This window comes from Streptomyces hilarionis (assembly GCF_024539675.1).
Taxonomy (GTDB): domain Bacteria; phylum Actinomycetota; class Actinomycetes; order Streptomycetales; family Streptomycetaceae; genus Streptomyces; species Streptomyces hilarionis.
The window spans coordinates 43,036-60,414 of the sequence record NZ_JAHHIT010000001.1; the positions used below are offsets into that span (position 1 = coordinate 43,036).

Genomic DNA, 17,379 nt, shown 5'->3' on the forward strand with positions numbered 1-17,379 from the left:
GGTACGTCGCCGGGTGCGGTGGCGAGAGAGGAGCACGCGGATGACGTGGAATCCGCCCCGACGGCTCGCGGGTCCGGCTGCCCGGTTCGGCCTGCGCCATGGCACGGCCCGCACCCGTTTCACCGCCTTGTACGTGACTCTGTTCCTGCTGTCGGGAACAGCACTGCTGGCCATCGCGGCCGTGGTGGCCTCCGGCGGATCGCGCTCAAGCCGAACGGCCCCCGACGGCGGCACCCATCAGCCCCCCACGGTGGCAGGGGCCCAGGGCCGCATCGACGCGTTGGAGCAGCAACTGGCCCAGGTGCACGACACCCAGTCCCGACAGATTCTGCTCGGCTCCGCCATCGCCCTCGGGGTCATGACGGTGATCTCGGTCGGGCTCGGCTGGTTCGTCGCCGGCCGAGTGCTGCGCCCGCTGCGCGTGATGACGACGACGACCCGCCGGATCACCGCCGACAACCTGCACGAACGCCTGGCCATCGGCGGCCCCGGCGACGAGGTGAAGGACCTCGCCGACACCATCGACGATCTCCTCGGCCGCCTGGAGGGCTCCTTCGACGCCCAGCGCCTCTTCGTCGCCAACGCCTCCCACGAGCTGCGCACCCCGCTCACCACGATGCGCGCCTCCTTGGACGTGGCCCTCGCCAAGCCGGGCCCGGTACCCGAGACGACGGCCACGCTGGCGGTCCGGATGCGCGCCGAACTCGACCAGATGGACCGGCTGCTGGAGGGTCTCCTCGTGCTGGCGCGCACCCAGCACGGCAAGTTCACCGACGCGACGCGTCTCCCCCTCGGTCAACTCGCGCTGACAGCCCTGAGCGGACGGGCAGAGGACATTGCGGCCAACGGCCTGACGGTGCGCGCACGACGGATCGACGACTCCGCATGGGTATGGGGCAGCCAGGCGCTGTTGCGCCGCGCGGTCGACAACCTGGTGGACAACGCGATCGCGCACAACGACCCTGGGGGCGAGATCAGCGTCGCGGTACGGGCGGAAGGAGACGACGTGAGCGAAGTGTCCCTCGTCGTCGAGTCCAGCGGACCGGTCCTCGATCAGCGGCGGGTCGCAGCCCTCACGCAGCCCTTCCGCCGCCTCGGCGCCGACCGGACCGGCACCGGCCAGGGCAGCGGCCTCGGCCTCTCCATCGTCGCGGCCATCACCCAGGCCCATCACGGAACCCTTGACCTGCGCGCCCGCCCCGACGGCGGCCTGCGCGTCACCCTCACCCTCCCCGGCACGAACGGCAGATCGACGCCGGAAGCGCCCCGCACAGAGACGAGCGTGGCGCGTTGAGAGTCCTGGTGGTCGAGGACGCCCGCCCCCTCGCCGAAGTCATCGCCGAGGGACTGCGCGACCAGGGCATGGCCGTGGACGTGGCGCACGACGGGCTCGACGCCGCGGCCAAGCTGGACGTCACCGCGTACGACGTCGTCGTGCTCGACCGCGACCTCCCAGGCATCCACGGTGACGTCCTCTGCCGGATGATCACCGAGCGGGACGGCCGCGTGATGGTCCTGATGCTGACCGCCGCCGGCTCACCGAGCGACCGTGTGGGCGGCCTGACCCTGGGTGCCGACGACTACCTCGCCAAGCCCTTCCACTTTCCCGAACTCATCCTGCGCATCCGCGCCCTGGCCCGCCGTCGGCCTGCCGCTCGATCCCGCACGCTGAGCACGGCGGGCATCGAACTCGACCCGATGCGCCGCACCGCCAGCCGCGACGGCAACCAACTCAACCTCTCCGTCAAGGAATTCGCGCTACTGGAAGCGCTCCTTGTAGCGAGCCCCGCCTTCCTCAGCGCGGAGAACCTTCTCGAACAGGTCTGGGACGAGCACGCCGACCCGTTCACCAACACCGTCACGGTGACGATCAGCCGCCTGCGCCGCAAACTCGGCGACCCCCCGGTCATCGTCACCACACCCGGCGTGGGGTATCGGATCATCGACCCGGGGGCCCCACTTGGCTGAGCGGCGGACCGGGGACCGGCGCCCACGAGCGCAGGCCATGCTCAGTGCACCCGCCATGAGTCATCCGTGCCGTCGGCTTCGGAGACCGGCGCGCTGGAGGGGTCGCAGGGGACGTGCCACACAAGGCAGCCGTACCTCACGTGTGATGAACTGTGGCCCGGTTACGAGACGTTGATCTCGTCTCGAACAAGAGGGGGAGGGACCGTGGGCCTCGGTGGGGGGACGTGGCGGCGACTGACCGCCGTGGCGCTCGTCATGGCGGTGGCGGCCGGGTGTACGGGGCAAGGCGAGGGCGCGGGCGGCGGAAACGACGAAGACCTGCTGCGGAACCACGACTGGACGCAGATGCCGGGCACCACCTCGCGCAACGGCATCCCGCGGGTCAGCGCATTGGATCGGCGCATCGTGGAGCAGGACTCCTCCGGCGGCCAGCCCAACCCCCCGCTGAACCTGGCCGGCCCGCATCTCAGGTCTGATGGCGACTTCACCGTCACCGCGCGCATGTCCGGTGTGGGTGACGGTGACGGCGACTCATGGCTGCGGCTGTACGGACGTGTACCGGTCATCTACGACGAGTGGCGGCAGGAGCGGCCCTCACTCCGTGTCGGCGTGACCGCTGACGGACACGTGAAGGTACAGATATGGGACGGCGAGGGCGATGAGCCGGCCACCTCCAAGGTTTTCGACTGCGGCTGCTCCGGGACGGTGACGCTCGCCGTGTCGAGCATCGGTGACACCTTCCGCGTGACAGCCGACGGGCGGCGGCTGGGAAGCGTGCAGGACCCGGGGGTGTTCGCCGAGGGCAGTGTCTGGTTCGGTCTGGAGGCGGACGCGGGCGAAGACGATCGCCGCGAGGGATGGCGTCTGACGCAGTTGACCGCGCGGGCGGAGAGCGGTGACTCGCTCCGCGTGATCAAGGCGCCGCCGCTACGCCAGGAGCAGTCCGACGACTCGCTGCGTGCGCGGGCCGCGGACGTGGGGCGGCCGTTCGACGTCGGCACCGCCCTGGCCGAGAACCCGCTGCTCACCGACTCGCGCTACCGGGCGCTCGCGGGAAGCCAGTTCTCCATGCTCACTCCGGAGAACGCGTTCAAGCCCCAGTTCCTCCACCCACGCCGGGGCGTCTACGACTTCCGTGACGCGGACCTGCTCGTGCGCTTCGCCCGCGCGAACGACATGAAGGTGCACGCGCACACCCTCGTCTGGCACGAGGCTCTGCCCCACTGGATGCGGGAGAACGACGACCCCGAGGAGGTGCGCCGGACCATGCTCCAGCACATCGCCATGGTCGCCGGGCACTTCAAGGGAAAGGTCGCGGAATGGGATGTGGTCAACGAGCCCATGTCCGACGACGAGAAGAGCTACACCGACGGAGATCATGGTCTGCGCTCCGAGCAGAGCCCGTGGTTCGAGGCCATGGGCGAGGAGTACATCGACGAGGCGTTCAGGGCCGCGCACCGGGCCGATCCCCAGGCGCAACTGTTCCTCAACGAGTACGGGGTCGAGGAGGACGGCAAACGGTGGGACGCCCTTTACGATCTGGTCAAGCGGCTCAAGGAACGCGGCGTACCGATCGACGGCGTGGGTTTCCAGAACCATGAGTACGCACCCGGCGACCGCATCGACCCGGAGACCTTCCGCGGCCACGTGCGGGATCTGGCGGAGCTCGGGGTTCGGGCGCGGGTGTCGGAGATGGACGTCCCCATAGGTGAGGACGAGGAGGACGGGCGGCAGACCCAGGCTGACGAGATGGCGGGCAAGCTGCGGGTCTGCCTGGAGGAGCCGAACTGCACATCGTTCTCCACCTGGGGATTCACCGACCGGTACGGTTCCACCGCCGACATCGAGATCTACCCGCCGCGCACGGCCGATTCCCTGCCGTGGGACGCGGCCTTGCGGCCGAAGCCGGCGTACGAGCGCCTGCTCGAGGCCTTTGACGAGGCGTGAGAAATCACGGTGCGATCTCTCGGTTCGGTGGCGATGGTAGCGAGAGGCGAAGAGCGTCTTGTTGGGCCAAAGGCGTTTGATGAGGCGGCGAAGGTGAGTAGGCCACGGTCGCTCAAGCCGGTGGCACGTTGGATGCAACGCAGGTATGGAGAACGCTGTGTGGGACCGGCTGTCCGCGGAAATCCGCCGGGAGGTGGACAGCCTCGTTCCGGCCGGTCGCAACGTGCGGGCCATCGCCCTCATGCGTGAGCTTGGCCGGACATGGAACCCCACGGCGTGGGCCACGACCCTGCGCTGATACGCGGCACCTGACCCGCTGCGGGCCGAGGCTACTGGCATGTGCAAGGCGAACTCCCCTGCCTCTCAGGTGCGACAGCCACATGCAAATACGGCTCCAACTCCTACAGCTCCCATTTCCGCGGCACCTGCCCCCACCACCGAGGCGTCACATACTGGTACCGCTGAACCACCCCACACCAACACTGGCAGAGTCGGCCGTAGACGGCGCCCCCACCGCCCGCCAAAGAGGGCCGGAGGTAGGCCGACTCCCGGGACGATCGAGCACCAGCAAGCGGCGCGGCGCCGCCTCCACCCACTTCTAGTGCCGCAGCAGGCAACGTTTGCCCTGTAGACGACGGCGCGGGGGTGTTGTGATCCAGGGGCTGCTGGTCGCGCTGCGATGTGCGGACGCCGTGGTCAGATACCAGGTCCGTAACCGGGGTCTGGCTGCCGGCGGGGGGTCCACCACTCGGTGAGCCCCCACAACGCGAGCGCGAGCGTGGCCAAGGCTACGAGTGCCGCGACCCAGGGGCGGTGCATCCATCTGGTGGCCAACACCCAGGCGAAGAGCGGAACCAGAGCGCCGCCGAGCACGATGAGCGGCAGATCGATGAAGAGCACGCTCAGATCGCGGGCATGGCCCTCAAATCCTCCGTCGATACTGACCGCGGCGCGCGGTGCCCAGACAAGCGGCGCGGCTGTCGCACCGAGGCCGGCGAGTAGGCATCCGGCGCCGCCCTCAGTCTTCGGGTTCATACTCGTGGTCCGTCCCGCGGTTCTCTCGCCCATGCCCGCGATAGACGCAGCGGCGTGGTGCACGGTTCCGACAGAGCGGCCGCGTGTCGTAACAGCGAACGTTTGGCCCGTTGTGATGTGACGCGCCGTCCGGGTGCTGTACCGGGTGGCAGGGGGCGGCCACTCTGTGCTGATGGCGATATGCGTACAGGTCCGAGAGATCGACGATGCCGAGGGCCAGCGGCTACTGCGGATCATCCGCAGGGGCACTGGATCGGTGGTGACCTGGCGGCGGGCCCAGATGGTACTGCTGTCCGCGCAGGGCATGCCGTTGGCGAAGATCGCCGAGGTGACCTTCACCAGCGCCGACCGGGTTCGCGATGTGATCCACAACTTCAACGCAGACGGCTTCGACTCGCTCTACCCGAAATACAAGGGCGGTCGGCCGAAGACGTTCACCCTGCCCGAGCGCCGCGAGATCAAGAAGATCGCCAAGTCCAAACCAGTCGAGCACGACCTGCCGTTTTCCACCTGGAGTCTGTCCAAGCTGGCGGATTTCCTGGTCGCCGAGGGGGTGGTCGACGACATCAGCCACGAGGGCCTGCGCATCCTGCTCCACGAGGAAGGCGTCTCCTTTCAACGCCTGAAGACCTGGAAGACCTCCCGCGACCCCGACTACGCGGCCAAGAAGGCCCGCGTCGAACACCTCTACGCGATCACCGACGGCGAGGTCATACCCGAGGAGGGCGAGCCCGAAGCCATCTTCTGCATGGACGAGTTCGGGCCGCTCAACCTGATGCCGCACCCTGGACAGTTGGCCGAACGCGGCGGCAGGCACAAGGATCAAGGCCGTGAACCCCGCCGTAGACGCCGGGCCACCTACAACCGCTACGGCGGCGTGCGACACCTGTTCGCCGCCCTGGACCTGGCCAAGGACAAGCTCGACGGCCACATCAAGCCCATCAAGCGGCGCACCCAGTTCCTGGAGTTCTGCCGTTACCTGCGCACGCTCTACCCTCCGACCGTGCGGATCGCGATCGTATGCGACAACTTCTCCCCGCACCTGACCACGAAGAAGTGCCAACGGGTGGGCACCTGGGCGGCGGCAAACAATGTCGAGATCGCCTACACACCGACGAACTCCTCCTGGCTCAACCGCATCGAGGCCCAGTTCACCGCACTGCGCTACTTCACCCTCGACAGCACCGACCACGCCACCCACAAAGAGCAGGGCAGCATGATCCGCCGCTACATCATCTGGCGGAACCACCACGCCGATGACCGACGCCTACGAACCGTCGTCGACAGGGCAAACGTTGCCTGATGCGGCACTAGGAACTGGGCCGACGCTCCCCGGTGACGCCCAACAACATCGGGGGCGAGCCGGGCGCCTGCCACAGCGCAATCGGGTCAACCTGAACAAGGCGATCACGCGCTGGCCGGACAGTCTGCGGATGGCCGGCTCCTTGGTCACCAACCAGGTCCGCGCCTATGACCTGCTGCGAATGTTCGGCCGCGAGCGCTTGGCCCACCCCGCCGGGCCAAGCGCTCGCCGGGTACGGGCGGATCGCCAAGACCCCGCACCTGCTTGCCGGCCGCGGTCGACCCGGTGGACGACCCCTACCGCCGCCAGATGAACTGGCAGCTCACCGTGTAGGGGTCCAGCCATGCGCTCGCCCGGGACGTCTGCCACGGCAAACACGACGCCATCCACCAGGACTACCAGGGTTACCAGGAGGAGCAACTGTCAAGACTTGTGAATGCGTCCAGGTGCTTGGCCCTCGCCAGTTGGCCGCTGGCGAGGGCCACAAGCTCAGGCTTGGTCGCGGGCCAGGACGGCGATAGCCGTCAGTAGCAGGATCGATCCGAGTATGAGGGCCGAGCTGATCTGCTCGCCCAGCAGAACGGCAAGGAGAGCGGCCGTGGCCGGTTCGAGGAGCACGAGGACGGCGGCGGTGGTACTGGGGACCGTGGTCAGCCCGGCGAAGTACCAGCGGTAGGCCAGCAGAGTCGGCACTACGCCCAGGAAGATCAGCCAGCTGGTGGACTCGGTGATGTGCGCACTGCGGGGCCAGACTCCTTGGGTCAGCGCGAATGGCAGGAGGCATAGTGCTCCCGCTGCCCAGGTGGTCGCGCCCGCGCTCGTGGTACCTGCCTTGCGGGCCCACAGGGTGACGGCGCTGTAGCCGACGGCCGAGAGAAGGGCCAGCATGACGCCCATGAGGGGACGGGACCCGGAACCTGGATGCGCGACCAGAAGCAACAGGCCCGTGAGAGCGATCCCGATCGCGGCGGCACCGCGCTTGCTGAGTCGTTCGTCGAGCAGGACGTGTGCTCCCGCGCTGACCAGGATCGGGCTCGCACCGAGTGTGATCAGCGTGCCCAGTGCAAGTCCTGCGTCCTGCACGGCGCCGAAGTAGGCGGTCTGGTAGGCCGCCAGGGCGATGCCGGTGACGAGGCAGGTGCGCCAGTCGGGGACGGGCCTGGCCGAAGCGGCACGTCGCAGGTGCCGTACGGCCAGGAAAGTAGCGGCGATGGCGAAGCGCCAGAACGACACGGCTATGGGGCCGAGTCCAGAGGTGCGGAAGAGTTCCTCCGCTGCCGCGCCGCCGGCTCCCCAGGCGATCGCTGCGGCTGAAACGAGGAGGAGGCCGCGTCGTAGCGGCGTCATGACATGCGTGGTCATGCGGTGCGTCTCCATGATGGATGGCCGTAAGGGGTCCGCGCGGTGTGCGGACGGCACCCATCGCCCCGGCAACTGTGTGGCCGAGGTCGCAGCTGGCCTTTGTGCCGCCCGCTAGCGGCCGGGCGGCGGCAAGATCATGGAACGCATGGGGGAACTGTAGCGCGCGGCTCCAGCGGGCTCGACTGCTTTCACCCTAGGCCTCGTTGCCCGCCCGGTGTCAGGCTGCCGACGGCCCGGGGCTGGATTTCGGCTCGCCTCGCGGCGGGCCCCCTCACTGAGCCGCCCGCGGGCCACAGCCTGCGGCGCTATCGGCGGCGGCCTGATGTGTACGCTCCCTTCGGTGTTACCTTCGCGCCATGTCCAAGACCGAGATCGACGCAGTGACCGCCGAGTTCTTCGGCACCTTTGACAACCGTGGCGGCAAGGCTGCCGATGTGGCCCGGATCCGCCGGTTCGTTCTCCCAAGCGGTGTGATCGTCAAGACCGGCCCTGAGTTCACGGTCTACACCGTGGACGAGTTCATCGAGCCCCGCCAGCGCCTGCTGACGGACGGTCGGCTGGTCGAGTTCTCCGAGTGGGAGGTCTCCGAACGAACCGAGATCGCGGGCGATGTTGCGGCACGGTTCAGCGAGTACCGCAAATCCGGGATCTTGGACGGTGAGCTGTTCGAAGGTGGCGGGACCAAGACCATCCAGTTCGTCCGCACCTCGGACGGCTGGCAGATCGCAGCAGTAGCCTGGTACGACCAGCCCTGAAGCCTGTCGAGCACGGGCTGGACAGGCATACCGCCCTCCCTTCTTGTCGGATCGGTGGGGAAGTACCAAGCCCAGAAGCTAGGGAAGCACTACTAGGTGGCCGCGTTCGAAGCGAGCTACGACGCGGACGAGGGTGACAAGGTGGGGTGCCTTCACAGCCCGCCACCGGGCCTGGGCGGACTCGACCAGCTCGTTGACTACCGCCGGCACGGGCGTTCCTTCCCGACCGACGGAGCAACGTCGGCCTTGCTGACCTATCGATCAATCGGTCTGCCGTCGTGAGGACCTGACGGACCTGATCGCCCCCGAACCCCGCTGGCCACCACACCTACCTCTCGCTCGGCTTCACCGGTCAAGATGGGGGACGCCCCGCACTGCTCGTCAGGATGGCCAACTTGAGCGTCCGATCGACACCCGATTCGGGGGCGGGAGGAATAGGGCGGCGAAATGGAATTCGGGCCGACGCAGGCCCGGTCACGCCGCGGAGGTCCTACCGGGCGACCGCGCCGGTCTCCTTGCTCGACGCCGAACCGTCCAGGTGTCCGGTACGGTGCGCGACCACCTTCACACTGATCTTCTTGCCTTTCTGCGCCGCTTTCAGCACCAGCGAGGACCGGGTCGCCCCACTGATCGCCCTGCCGCTCGCGTACCACTGGTACGCGTAGGACGTGGCAGCCGGGCTCCAGGTCCCGCCCGTGGCCTTCAGCGTCCTGCCGACCTTCGCCGTGCCGCTGATCACCGGTGCCCTGGTCTCCCTGGGCGCGTCACCCTTGACGACGGTCACCGCCGCCGACGTCGCCGAGGCGGACGTCCAGCCGCTGCGGGCCGCCGTCACGGTCACCGTGAGCTTCTTGCCGAGCAGCGCCGCGGGCACGGTGTAGGAAGAGGCCGTAGCTCCCGCGATCGCCCGGCCGTCGGCGTTCCACCGGTAGGTGTAGGAGGACGGCGCCGTCGACCAGCTGCCCGAAGCTGCTGTGACCTTGGCGGCTACCTTGGCCGTGCCCGTCACCTTGGGGGCCGCGGTGTTCGCCAGGGCCGGCGCGGTCACCGTGAACGACCCGCACGGGTACCGGATGCCCCGCTGGATCACGCTGACGCTCCACGTCGTGCCCGAGGCCACGCCCGACAGGCCCACGGTCGTGGTCAGCGTCCGGTTGTCCGCGGACACCGATGCAGTCGTGGCGACCAGCCTCGTGGCGCCGCCGTCCAGCACCACCAGGGCGTCGGCGCCGAGCGCGGTACCGGTAACCTTCAAAGTGACCTTGCTGCCGGCGGTACCCGTCTGGGGCGTCACCGCCGTCGCGTCAGGGCGGTCCGTGCCGCACAGCGACGCCATGCAGGTCAACTTGGCGCTGTAGGAGGTGGCGGACGCTTTCTCGGGAAGGCCGAGCAGGAACACCGTCGGGCTGGCCGCGGCGTCCGTGCCTGCGGCGCACTCGTAGGGGGTGGTCCACAGCTGGCAGCCGTTGACCCACTTGGCGCTGTAGAGGGCGGGCACTGCCGTCGTCGTCGCCCCGGAGGTGTCCTTGACGTCGGCGGTGAAGCGGTCGAACCGGGCGGTCGGCAGCACTGCGCACACTGCGCTGTGCGCCTCGTCGAGCGTGCCGGTGACCGGGCCGTAGCCGTAGGCGACCGACGGGACCCGGGTGCACTCGGGTGCCGGACCCTCCGCGGTCGCGATCCGCAGGGCGTCCAGCCGGTACTCGGGCGCCGCCTTCAGCGTGACCGGGGTCTGCACGAGCACCTGGTGAGTGGTGTAGCCGGTGACCGCGCAGGAGACGTTGCGGAAGGCGCACTCCAGCACCCCGTCGCCGCCGACGACCGCCGAGTTGGCGGTACCCAGGGCGTCACGCACGTTGACGTGCACGACGTCGGTGGCCGCGCCGGTGGTGACCTGCTGGCAGGTGAGGGTGCCGGGTGCGCCGGCCGTGCCCGGCACGGACGGCCCGCCGACCTTGGCCGCCGCGGTCTTCGCACAACCCGCCGAAGATGCGGTGGCGCTGATGTCGCGCCGGGCCAGCGTGTACGTGGCCGCCTGGTCCCGGCCGGTGACCAGCACGGTATGGGCCTTGCCGGGCGTCAGCGGGCAGACCGTCCAGCCGTTGGTGCTGGCCAGGTGCTCGCAGACCTTCTTGCCTGCGGCGTCCACCACGGAGAAGCCGGCGCTCGCGGTTCCGGACGTGGCGACCAGCTGGAAGACCTCGGCAGGGGTGTGGGCGTTCGCCGAGATGCCCAGGCAATGGGAGAAGACTCCGTCGCCCGTCCGGAACGTGGCCTTCGCGCCGTCGGCGGTGAAGCCGCCGACGGGCAGCACGGCGCAGCCTTCGGAGGTGTCGGTGCGATGGAAGGCCAATGTGTACAGGCCGGTGGCCTCGCCGTCGGCATCCTCGGTGTGCACCAGCGCTCGGTAGGGGGCCGCTCCGGTCAGCGCGCAGTCGCCACCGGCGAGCTTGCCCGCGTCGCACTGCGGGGTACCGTACCGGTCGACGACCTCCACCTCGGCGTCCACGCCGGGCGAGGAGAGCGGCGTGAGGGCGGCGATCCGCGCACTCTGCGGATAGGGCAGCGTCAGGCAGTCGTACTGCCCCGCCTTGGTCAGCTCTCCCCGGTGATAACCGGTCCCGACGGCAACGCACCCGGCGTCCGACGCGCGGTCGAGGACGATCAGCCCGTCTCGCTGGTCATGGAAGGGGTAGGACCCGTCGAGGACGGCGGTGTAGGTTCCCGCGGCCGGGAGGGCGCAGAGGCCGGCCGCGGCCTGGCACACCGTCAGCCCGGCGGCGTCGTAGACCCGGACTGGGCCGGTGTCCTGGTTCTCGCTCACGTAGTGCACGTCGTACGGGCCGGCCCGATCGGCGGTGAAGGTGAAGCAGGGGTTGGTGGTCGCGTCCTGCGCGGCAAGCGGCCCGAACGGACGGACCGGGGCGGTGGTGCACCCCTGCGGATCATCGAGCCGGCGGGCCTTCACCGCGTAGTCGGCGGGAAAGCCCCGTTCCGTGTAGGAGACGCGGGAGACGACCCGGTAGGGGCCGTCACCCGGCAGCGCGCACGTGTTCTCGTCGTTCTCGGGGAAGTGGGGGCAGATCCGGGCGCCGGTCTCGTCCGTGATCCAGGCGATGGACTCGCCGTAGACCTTCGAACCCTGGGTGAGCCGGATCCGCTCGCCGGGCGCGGCCTCGAAAGGCTGACAGTCGACCTCCACAGGACTGACCGTCGTACGGGCGGGGTCCGGCTGGTCCCAACGGGTGCCGGCCGGGTCGGCGCAGCCGCGGGTGGAGGCGAGCGACACGAAGGTGACGGCGGTGTCCTGGGGTTGCCAGTCACGGTTGAAGACCGACAGCGTGTACGTGCCCGCCGCGGGGACCGTGCACATCCGCCACGTGGTCCAGTTGTCTCCGTCGCAGTCCACGGGGGTGCCGTCGGCGGCCTGGAGGGTGGTGTACCCCTGGTAGCTGCTGTCGTTCAGCGACACCTGGTAGAGGCCGGGTGTCTCGGCGGTGATGGTGTAGCAGGTGCTCGCGTCGCCCGCGACGGTCGCCTCTCCTATGGCATCCCCCGGATCCCCGAACGGTGCGACGGCGAGCGTCGCGCACGCCGGGGCGACAGGATCGTCAGCCTTCGCGGTGCCCGCCGCGGTGAGGCTGAGCAACGAGGCGAGCAGCGGGACGGCGGCGAGCAGCGCCACGGCCCGCCGCCATCTCGCAGGCGGACAGGAATCCGCTTCGGTCATCTGAATCCCCCCTGGAACAGCGGTCGTTGAGGCGATGATCGCACACGAGTACGACACGGCACTCGCGCGTTTTCCGGGGGGAGAAGGAGCCGGGGGCGGGGTGGGTGCGCTGCGGTTTCAGCGGTGGCCCGCCACCCGGTCGGTGATGCGGGCCGGGCAGGAGGATGCCGTCGCATGCTGGTCGCCTGCGGTTGGCCGGAGTCGAGCCGCATCAGGTCCCGCCGGGTTCACCCCGACTTGCCGGACGAATCGGTGGCAGGCAGGTGTTGGATGCGGTCCGCGTGGTCTCGCGGGGTGCGTTCTCATCTGAGCTGCGAGAACCCTCCCCGCGGCCCCACGAGGCGGTGGTCGAGTCGATGGAGCGGGCTCTGCGTGACCGCTCGGCGCAGGGGGAGGCGGCGGAATTCCTTGCCGCGTCGTCGCAGGTAGGTGCGGATCTTTCTTGAGAGCAGTAGCCCTTGTCGGCGACCACATGGTCGGGCGGGGGTGCGTGGACGCCCGGGCCCGACCCTGGGCACGCTGACCGAGTCCATCACCTGCTCGAGGCGAGTGCAGTCGTTGACGTTGCCGCCCGATAAGACGAAGCCGAGAGGGCGGCCGCGCCCGTCGCAGGCCAGGTGGACTTTCGTACTCAGTCCCCCACGGGATCGGCCAAATGCGTGATCACCCGCTTCCACACGATGCCGTTCAGTACCAGCCGGTCGTTCGAACGAGGCCGGCCCGCCGTCCCCGAACCCGGCAACAACCGCGACAACACAGCCCACTCGGCATCCGAAGGCTCATGGCGACGCACCATGACCAGCAGGATCTCTCATCACCTGATCACCTAGACGATCTCTGGGCGGCAAGGCCGGACACCGTTGCAGCTCCCGGGCGGAGCGCTGCCATGAGGTTCTGGACCAGTTGGGTTTCCGCCCGTTTGACCGACTCGGTGGTCCGTGCCGCGTAGAGATCGTGAACGTCGATGCCCGGGACCCGTTGCACGGGGTCGCCGGCGTCGTGAGCCGCACACGAGTCCAGGGACACGCGGCCTGCACGGCCCGACTGCCAGGTGCGCAGGTCGCTCTCCGCCATGGGCAGGCCCAGCGTCGTCACGACGACGAAGGCGTCCCCGGGGATCAGGCGCAGGTCCTTGAGCGTGACGACATGCTGGTAGGCCGGTGAGTGGAAGGACAGGCAGTCCGCGGAGCCGAGCACCTCGGCCAGCGGGGCCCAGCGCGCATCGCCCTCCTCCGTGCAGCGGGGAGTCGGCGTGTGGAAGAGGACCCGCATGCCCAGCGCAGTGGCGACCGCGGCGACGCGCCGGGCTACGGGGCCGTAGCCGATGAGCCCCAGGCGCCGCCCCGCCAACTCCCCCGGTGTCTGCCCGCTGTGCCGCGTATGGGCGAGGAGCTGCTCGATCACGAACTCGACCGTGCCGATGTCGCCGTAGCCGTAGATGGGCGACACGGTGATGCCCTCGCGCCGTGCGTGGTCCAGGTCAACCCGATCGGTGGACGTGGCGCGCAGACCCACGTACCGCAGGGCGGGCAGTTGGCTCAGGCGCTCAGCGTCGAGATGGTCCTTCCAGCCCGCCAGCAGGGCGTCCGTCCGCGCGAAGGATTGTCCCGTGTCTGAGTCCGGTGACGGCCAGTGGGTCAGGTGCAGCGGCGGCCTCTGGCTCAGCGGGCGCAGGGCGTCGAGGAGGCATGGGGACGGCCATACGCCGGGCAGGAGGGAGACCTGCCGGAACACGGGAGTGGGCACCGTTCTTCCTTCCTTTCGGGGGTGGCGGCGTTCGGGGCGGTCAGGGAGGTCAGGACCCGCCAGTGACGGGCGGCACCACCGCGTCGATGAGGTGCGGGCCCGGTTCCGCGACAGCCGCGCGCAGCTGACGGGTGAACTCCTCGGCCGTGCGAGCCCGCGTCGCCGGGACTCCCATGCCGTTCGCCATCGCCACGAAGTCGAGCCCCGGAATGTCGATGAACGACCGGCTGCGCCGCACCTCCTCGCCCACGAACGCTCCAACCCGCCGCAGCTCGGAGTCGAGGATCGCGTACGAGGCGTTGTTGAAGACGACCGTGGTCACATCGAGGCGCTCGCGCGACTGGGTCCACAGCGACTGGAGGGTGTACATCGCGCTGCCGTCCGCCTCCAGACTGAGGACGGGACGGTCCGGGCAGGCGATGGCCGCGCCCGTGGCGACCGGCATGCCCATGCCGATGGAACCGCCGGTGATGTTGAGCCAGTCGTGCACGGGCGCGCCGGCGGTGGCACTCGGCAGCCATTGGTCGGACGTCATGGCCTCGTCGACCACGACGGCCCCCTCCGGCATCAGCGCACCGATGACGGCCGCGGCCTTCTGGGCCGTCAGCTCGCCGCTCGGCAGCCCCGGCCGATCCGCCTCGGTGACGAGCGGCGCGGTGCCGGGTGCCACCAGATCGGCCAGGTATTCGAGGGCTCCAGGCGCGGCGCCGAGGTCGTGCACGTCGCACCCGGCCGGGATCAGGGTGCTCGGCTTGCCCGGATAGGCGAAGAACGAGACGGGCTCGCGCGTGCCGGCGAGGACGAGATGCCGTGCTCCGGCGAGGCGTCGTACCGCCAGGTCCCTGGGGTAGGGCAACCGGTCGAAGCGCGGGAGTCCCGCCCCTCGCTCGTGCCGTGCCGGGGACTTCTCAGCCAGGACCTCGGCCCCGGTCGCGGCGGCGATGCGGCTCGCCGCCGCCAGGCCCGCGCGCCGCATGTTGCCGCTTCCGACGAGCAGGAGGCACCCCTCGTTCTCGCGCAGGGTCTTGGCGATCCGCTCTACCTCGACCTCGTCGAACGACGGGGCCTGCGCGACAGGCACGGGCACGGAGATTCCGCCGTCGGACCAGCAGACGTCCGACGGCAGGACGAGCGTGGCGACGCCCCCCGGGAGGTGGCCGACCGGAGTCCGGGCAGCCCGGATGGCGTCGGCGGCGTCCTGCCCCACGTCGGCGGAACGCTCCGTCCTGCGCACCCACGCCGACACCGTCGCGGCCATGCTCTCGATGTCGGAGTCCAAGGGCGCGTCGAACGGTTTGTGGTACGTCGCATGGTCGCCCACCAGGTTGATCAGCGGCGTACCCGCGCGGCGGGCGTTGTGCAGGTTCGCAAGACCGTTGCCGAGGCCGGGCCCCAGGTGCAGCAGTGTCGAAGCGGGCTTGCCCGCCATCCGGCCGTACCCGTCGGCGGCGCCCGTGGCCACCCCCTCGAACAGACAGAGGACACCGCGGATCTCCGGAGTCGAGACCATGGCTGCGACGAGGTGCATCTCGGAGGTGCCCGGATTCGTGAAACAGACGTCGATGCCACCGTGCACAAGGGTGTTGAGCACTGCTCGGGCGCCGTTCATGGTGTGCCAGCCTTTCGGGGTCAGCCTGCGATCTGGACGCGCTTGAGGTGCCGCTGCGGGTCCTCGAAGGCGTTGCGGGAGTGCAGCATCCGCCAGTTGTCCCAGACCACGAGGTCCCTCTTCTGGTAGCGGATGGCGATGTGGTGGTCCTCGTAAAGGGCTCCGCCGCGGTCGATCAGACGCCGTGCCAGCTCGTCGCCCTCGGGTATCTCCAGGTAGCTGGTCGAGTAGCGGAAGATCAGCTCGCCGTCGCGCTCTTCCAGGACCGGGTGCTCCGCCGTGGGCACCACGCCGCGGCGGGCGAGACCCTCCGTGGACTTCCACTGGTAGACGGTGTCGAGGAAGTGCTGCCGCTCGCTCGCGTCGAACTCCGCGAGAACCCGGTTGCCGTCGAGCATCGTGGTCTCGCCGCCGCGCCCCTCGGCCGGCTTGACGCACCACAGCGCGAGATACCGCGGTGGCGTGCCGCGGAACTCGTATCCCTCCGTATGGGGCTGCAACCCCCCGCGATTCTGACCGTGGTTGACGTCGTCCATGCCGCGCTCGGGTTTCACGTCCCCGACGAGGGTGCCGGTGGGCGTGGGCTGGAACTCCCCCAGCTCCTTGAGGAAGGCGACGTGGTCGAAGGATTCGGGGACGTCCACGACGTGTACGTATCCGTTGTTGCCGAGCAGTTGGCGGAACGCGTACCTCAGTACGTCGCCGGCCAGCTCGTCGCCGTTCATGTCGACGCATGAGACAACACTGTCGGGCCACTTAGCCACGGTCACTCCATTCGGTTGGCGCTTGCTGTTCATTGGCTTTTCTCGCATGGGGAATTCAAGGGGGACGTTCAGTAACTGACGAGCACTTTCAGAGCCGTTCGCTCGTCCATGGCCTTGTAGCCGCCCGGCACGCCGTCGAGTCCGACCGTCAGGTCGAACACCGGCGACGGGTCGATCACCCCGTCCAGCACGTCGGGCAGCAGCTGCGGAATGTAGGTCCGCACGGGTGCGACGCCGCCGCGCAGCGCGACGTTCCGCTCGAAGACGTCGTTGAGGTCCAGGCCCGTGTTGCTGCCGTGCGGCACGCCGACGCAGCCGATCGAGCCGCCGTCCCTGGTGATCTGCACCGCCGTCCACAGGGACTGCGCAGTCCCCACGGCCTCGATGACCGCGGGCACACCCCGGCCGCGAGTCAGTTCGCGCACGGCCTCGACCGCCTCCTCCCCACGCTCGGGGACGACGTCGGTCGCGCCGAAGGACCGCGCGATGTCCGTACGGGCGGAATGCCTGCCGAGCGTGATGATCCGTTCGGCGCCCAGACGCTTCGCGGCCAGCACAGCGCAGAGTCCGACAGCGCCGTCACCGACGACGGCCACCGTCGCGCCGGGCCCCGCGCCCGCACCGACCGCGCCGTGGTGGCCGGTCCCCAGCACGTCGGACAGCGTCAGGAGCGCGGTGAGCAGCCGCCGGTCGGACGCCGCCTCGTTCGGGAGGCGTACGAGGGTGCCGTCGGCATACGGCACACGCACCGCCTCGCCCTGGCCGCCGTCCGACCCCTGCGTGCCCCAGAAGCCTCCCCGTTCGCACGACGTGGTGAGCCCTTCGGCGCAGTAGCCGCACTCGCCGTCCGACCAGACGAACGGCACGACGACCAGGTCGCCGGCGGCGCAGCCCACGACGTCGGCGCCGACGTCCTCGACGACGCCGACGAACTCGTGGCCGATGCGCTGGCCCGGCTCGAAGTCGGCCACGCCCCGGTACGCCCACAGGTCGGTGCCGCAGACGCAGGAGAGCACGACCCGGACCACGGCGTCGGTGGGCCGGCGGATCACCGGGTCGGGCACCTCCTGCACTCGTACGTCGTGGGAGGCGTGGATGACGGTGGCGCGCATGCGTGGCAGCCTTCCTGTTGAGCGAACTGACCTTGGGCGTGCGAAACT

13 protein-coding genes and 2 pseudogenes are annotated in these 17,379 nt (G+C 69.5%); 7 read left to right on the forward strand and 8 right to left on the reverse strand.

The features are described 5' to 3' along the window. The first annotated feature begins 40 nt into the window (after positions 1–40). The 4 genes from KMS84_RS00130 (at position 41) to KMS84_RS41190 (ending at position 4,380) form a co-directional block, all read left to right on the forward strand. Positions 41–1,294, forward strand: a complete 1,254-nt coding sequence (locus tag KMS84_RS00130) for a sensor histidine kinase (RefSeq protein WP_256913908.1) — start codon at positions 41–43, stop codon at positions 1,292–1,294. Further along, on the forward strand, positions 1,291–1,968 hold the full coding sequence (locus KMS84_RS00135) for a response regulator transcription factor (protein ID WP_256913909.1): 678 nt from the start codon (positions 1,291–1,293) through the stop codon (positions 1,966–1,968). Before KMS84_RS00130 ends, KMS84_RS00135 begins: the two co-directional genes overlap by 4 nt. A gap of 204 nt (positions 1,969–2,172) precedes the next feature. Next, entirely contained in the window at positions 2,173–3,915 is a 1,743-nt protein-coding gene (locus tag KMS84_RS00140) for an endo-1,4-beta-xylanase (protein ID WP_308287946.1), read from the forward strand. Positions 3,916–4,254: 339 nt separating this feature from the next. Continuing rightward, positions 4,255–4,380: a DUF3761 domain-containing protein gene (locus KMS84_RS41190; RefSeq protein WP_256913911.1), complete on the forward strand. Its 126-nt coding sequence runs from the start codon at positions 4,255–4,257 to the stop codon at positions 4,378–4,380. Between the two features lie 231 nt (positions 4,381–4,611). Here the strand turns inward: KMS84_RS41190 and KMS84_RS00150 are convergent, their stop codons facing one another. Next, positions 4,612–5,013 carry a hypothetical protein gene (locus KMS84_RS00150; RefSeq protein WP_256913912.1) on the reverse strand — a complete coding sequence of 134 codons (402 nt, stop codon included), beginning with the start codon at positions 5,011–5,013 and terminating at the stop codon, positions 4,612–4,614. A gap of 109 nt (positions 5,014–5,122) precedes the next feature. Between KMS84_RS00150 and KMS84_RS00155 the strand changes: the two genes are divergently transcribed. Next, the gene (locus KMS84_RS00155; RefSeq protein ID WP_256913913.1) at positions 5,123–6,253 is read left to right on the forward strand and encodes an IS630 family transposase; all 1,131 of its coding nucleotides are present in this window, start codon (positions 5,123–5,125) and stop codon (positions 6,251–6,253) included. 73 nt (positions 6,254–6,326) lie between these two features. Further along, a pseudogene (locus KMS84_RS41835) lies at positions 6,327–6,685 on the forward strand (Tn3 family transposase); the annotation flags it as partial. 57 nt (positions 6,686–6,742) lie between these two features. Here KMS84_RS41835 and KMS84_RS00165 read toward each other — a convergent pair. Continuing rightward, a complete protein-coding gene (locus tag KMS84_RS00165) occupies positions 6,743–7,600 on the reverse strand; it encodes a DMT family transporter (protein ID WP_256913914.1) in 858 nt (285 codons plus the stop codon). Between the two features lie 371 nt (positions 7,601–7,971). On the opposite strand from KMS84_RS00165, the gene KMS84_RS00170 reads away from it, so the two are divergent. After that, on the forward strand, positions 7,972–8,370 hold the full coding sequence (locus KMS84_RS00170) for a nuclear transport factor 2 family protein (protein WP_256913915.1): 399 nt from the start codon (positions 7,972–7,974) through the stop codon (positions 8,368–8,370). A 490-nt stretch (positions 8,371–8,860) separates the two neighbouring features. Here KMS84_RS00170 and KMS84_RS00175 read toward each other — a convergent pair whose 3' ends face one another. From KMS84_RS00175 to KMS84_RS00200, 6 genes and pseudogenes are all read right to left on the reverse strand, one after another. Continuing rightward, complete coding sequence (locus tag KMS84_RS00175) at positions 8,861–12,100, reverse strand: Tat pathway signal protein (RefSeq protein WP_256913916.1); 3,240 nt, start codon at positions 12,098–12,100, stop codon at positions 8,861–8,863. 565 nt (positions 12,101–12,665) lie between these two features. Next, positions 12,666–12,759 (reverse strand): annotated as a pseudogene (locus tag KMS84_RS00180) (IS5/IS1182 family transposase); the annotation flags it as partial. Positions 12,760–12,922: 163 nt separating this feature from the next. Continuing rightward, the gene (locus tag KMS84_RS00185) at positions 12,923–13,846 is read right to left on the reverse strand and encodes an NAD(P)-dependent oxidoreductase (protein ID WP_256913917.1); all 924 of its coding nucleotides are present in this window, start codon (positions 13,844–13,846) and stop codon (positions 12,923–12,925) included. A 49-nt stretch (positions 13,847–13,895) separates the two neighbouring features. Beyond that, positions 13,896–15,455, reverse strand: coding sequence for an acetolactate synthase large subunit (locus tag KMS84_RS00190; RefSeq protein ID WP_256913918.1), 1,560 nt, complete (start codon positions 15,453–15,455; stop codon positions 13,896–13,898). Positions 15,456–15,475: 20 nt separating this feature from the next. Continuing rightward, positions 15,476–16,180 (reverse strand): TauD/TfdA dioxygenase family protein, encoded by a 705-nt coding sequence (locus KMS84_RS00195; RefSeq protein WP_256913919.1) that lies wholly within the window; start codon positions 16,178–16,180, stop codon positions 15,476–15,478. A gap of 107 nt (positions 16,181–16,287) precedes the next feature. Continuing rightward, a complete protein-coding gene (locus KMS84_RS00200) occupies positions 16,288–17,331 on the reverse strand; it encodes a zinc-binding dehydrogenase (protein ID WP_256913920.1) in 1,044 nt (347 codons plus the stop codon). Between the last annotated feature and the right edge of the window lie 48 nt (positions 17,332–17,379).

Bases quoted from the DNA above. Each gene is read 5' to 3' on its own strand.
- KMS84_RS00130 (WP_256913908.1), top strand. From the start codon at position 41: ATGACGTGGAATCCGCCCCGACGGCTCGCGGGTCCGGCTGCCCGGTTC.
- KMS84_RS00190 (WP_256913918.1), bottom strand. From the start codon at position 15,455: ATGAACGGCGCCCGAGCAGTGCTCAACACCCTTGTGCACGGTGGCATC.
- KMS84_RS00155 (WP_256913913.1), top strand. From the start codon at position 5,123: ATGGCGATATGCGTACAGGTCCGAGAGATCGACGATGCCGAGGGCCAG.
- KMS84_RS00200 (WP_256913920.1), bottom strand. From the start codon at position 17,331: ATGCGCGCCACCGTCATCCACGCCTCCCACGACGTACGAGTGCAGGAG.
- KMS84_RS00165 (WP_256913914.1), bottom strand. From the start codon at position 7,600: ATGACGCCGCTACGACGCGGCCTCCTCCTCGTTTCAGCCGCAGCGATC.
- KMS84_RS00175 (WP_256913916.1), bottom strand. From the start codon at position 12,100: ATGACCGAAGCGGATTCCTGTCCGCCTGCGAGATGGCGGCGGGCCGTG.
- KMS84_RS00170 (WP_256913915.1), top strand. From the start codon at position 7,972: ATGTCCAAGACCGAGATCGACGCAGTGACCGCCGAGTTCTTCGGCACC.
- KMS84_RS00195 (WP_256913919.1), bottom strand. From the start codon at position 16,180: ATGAACGGCGACGAGCTGGCCGGCGACGTACTGAGGTACGCGTTCCGC.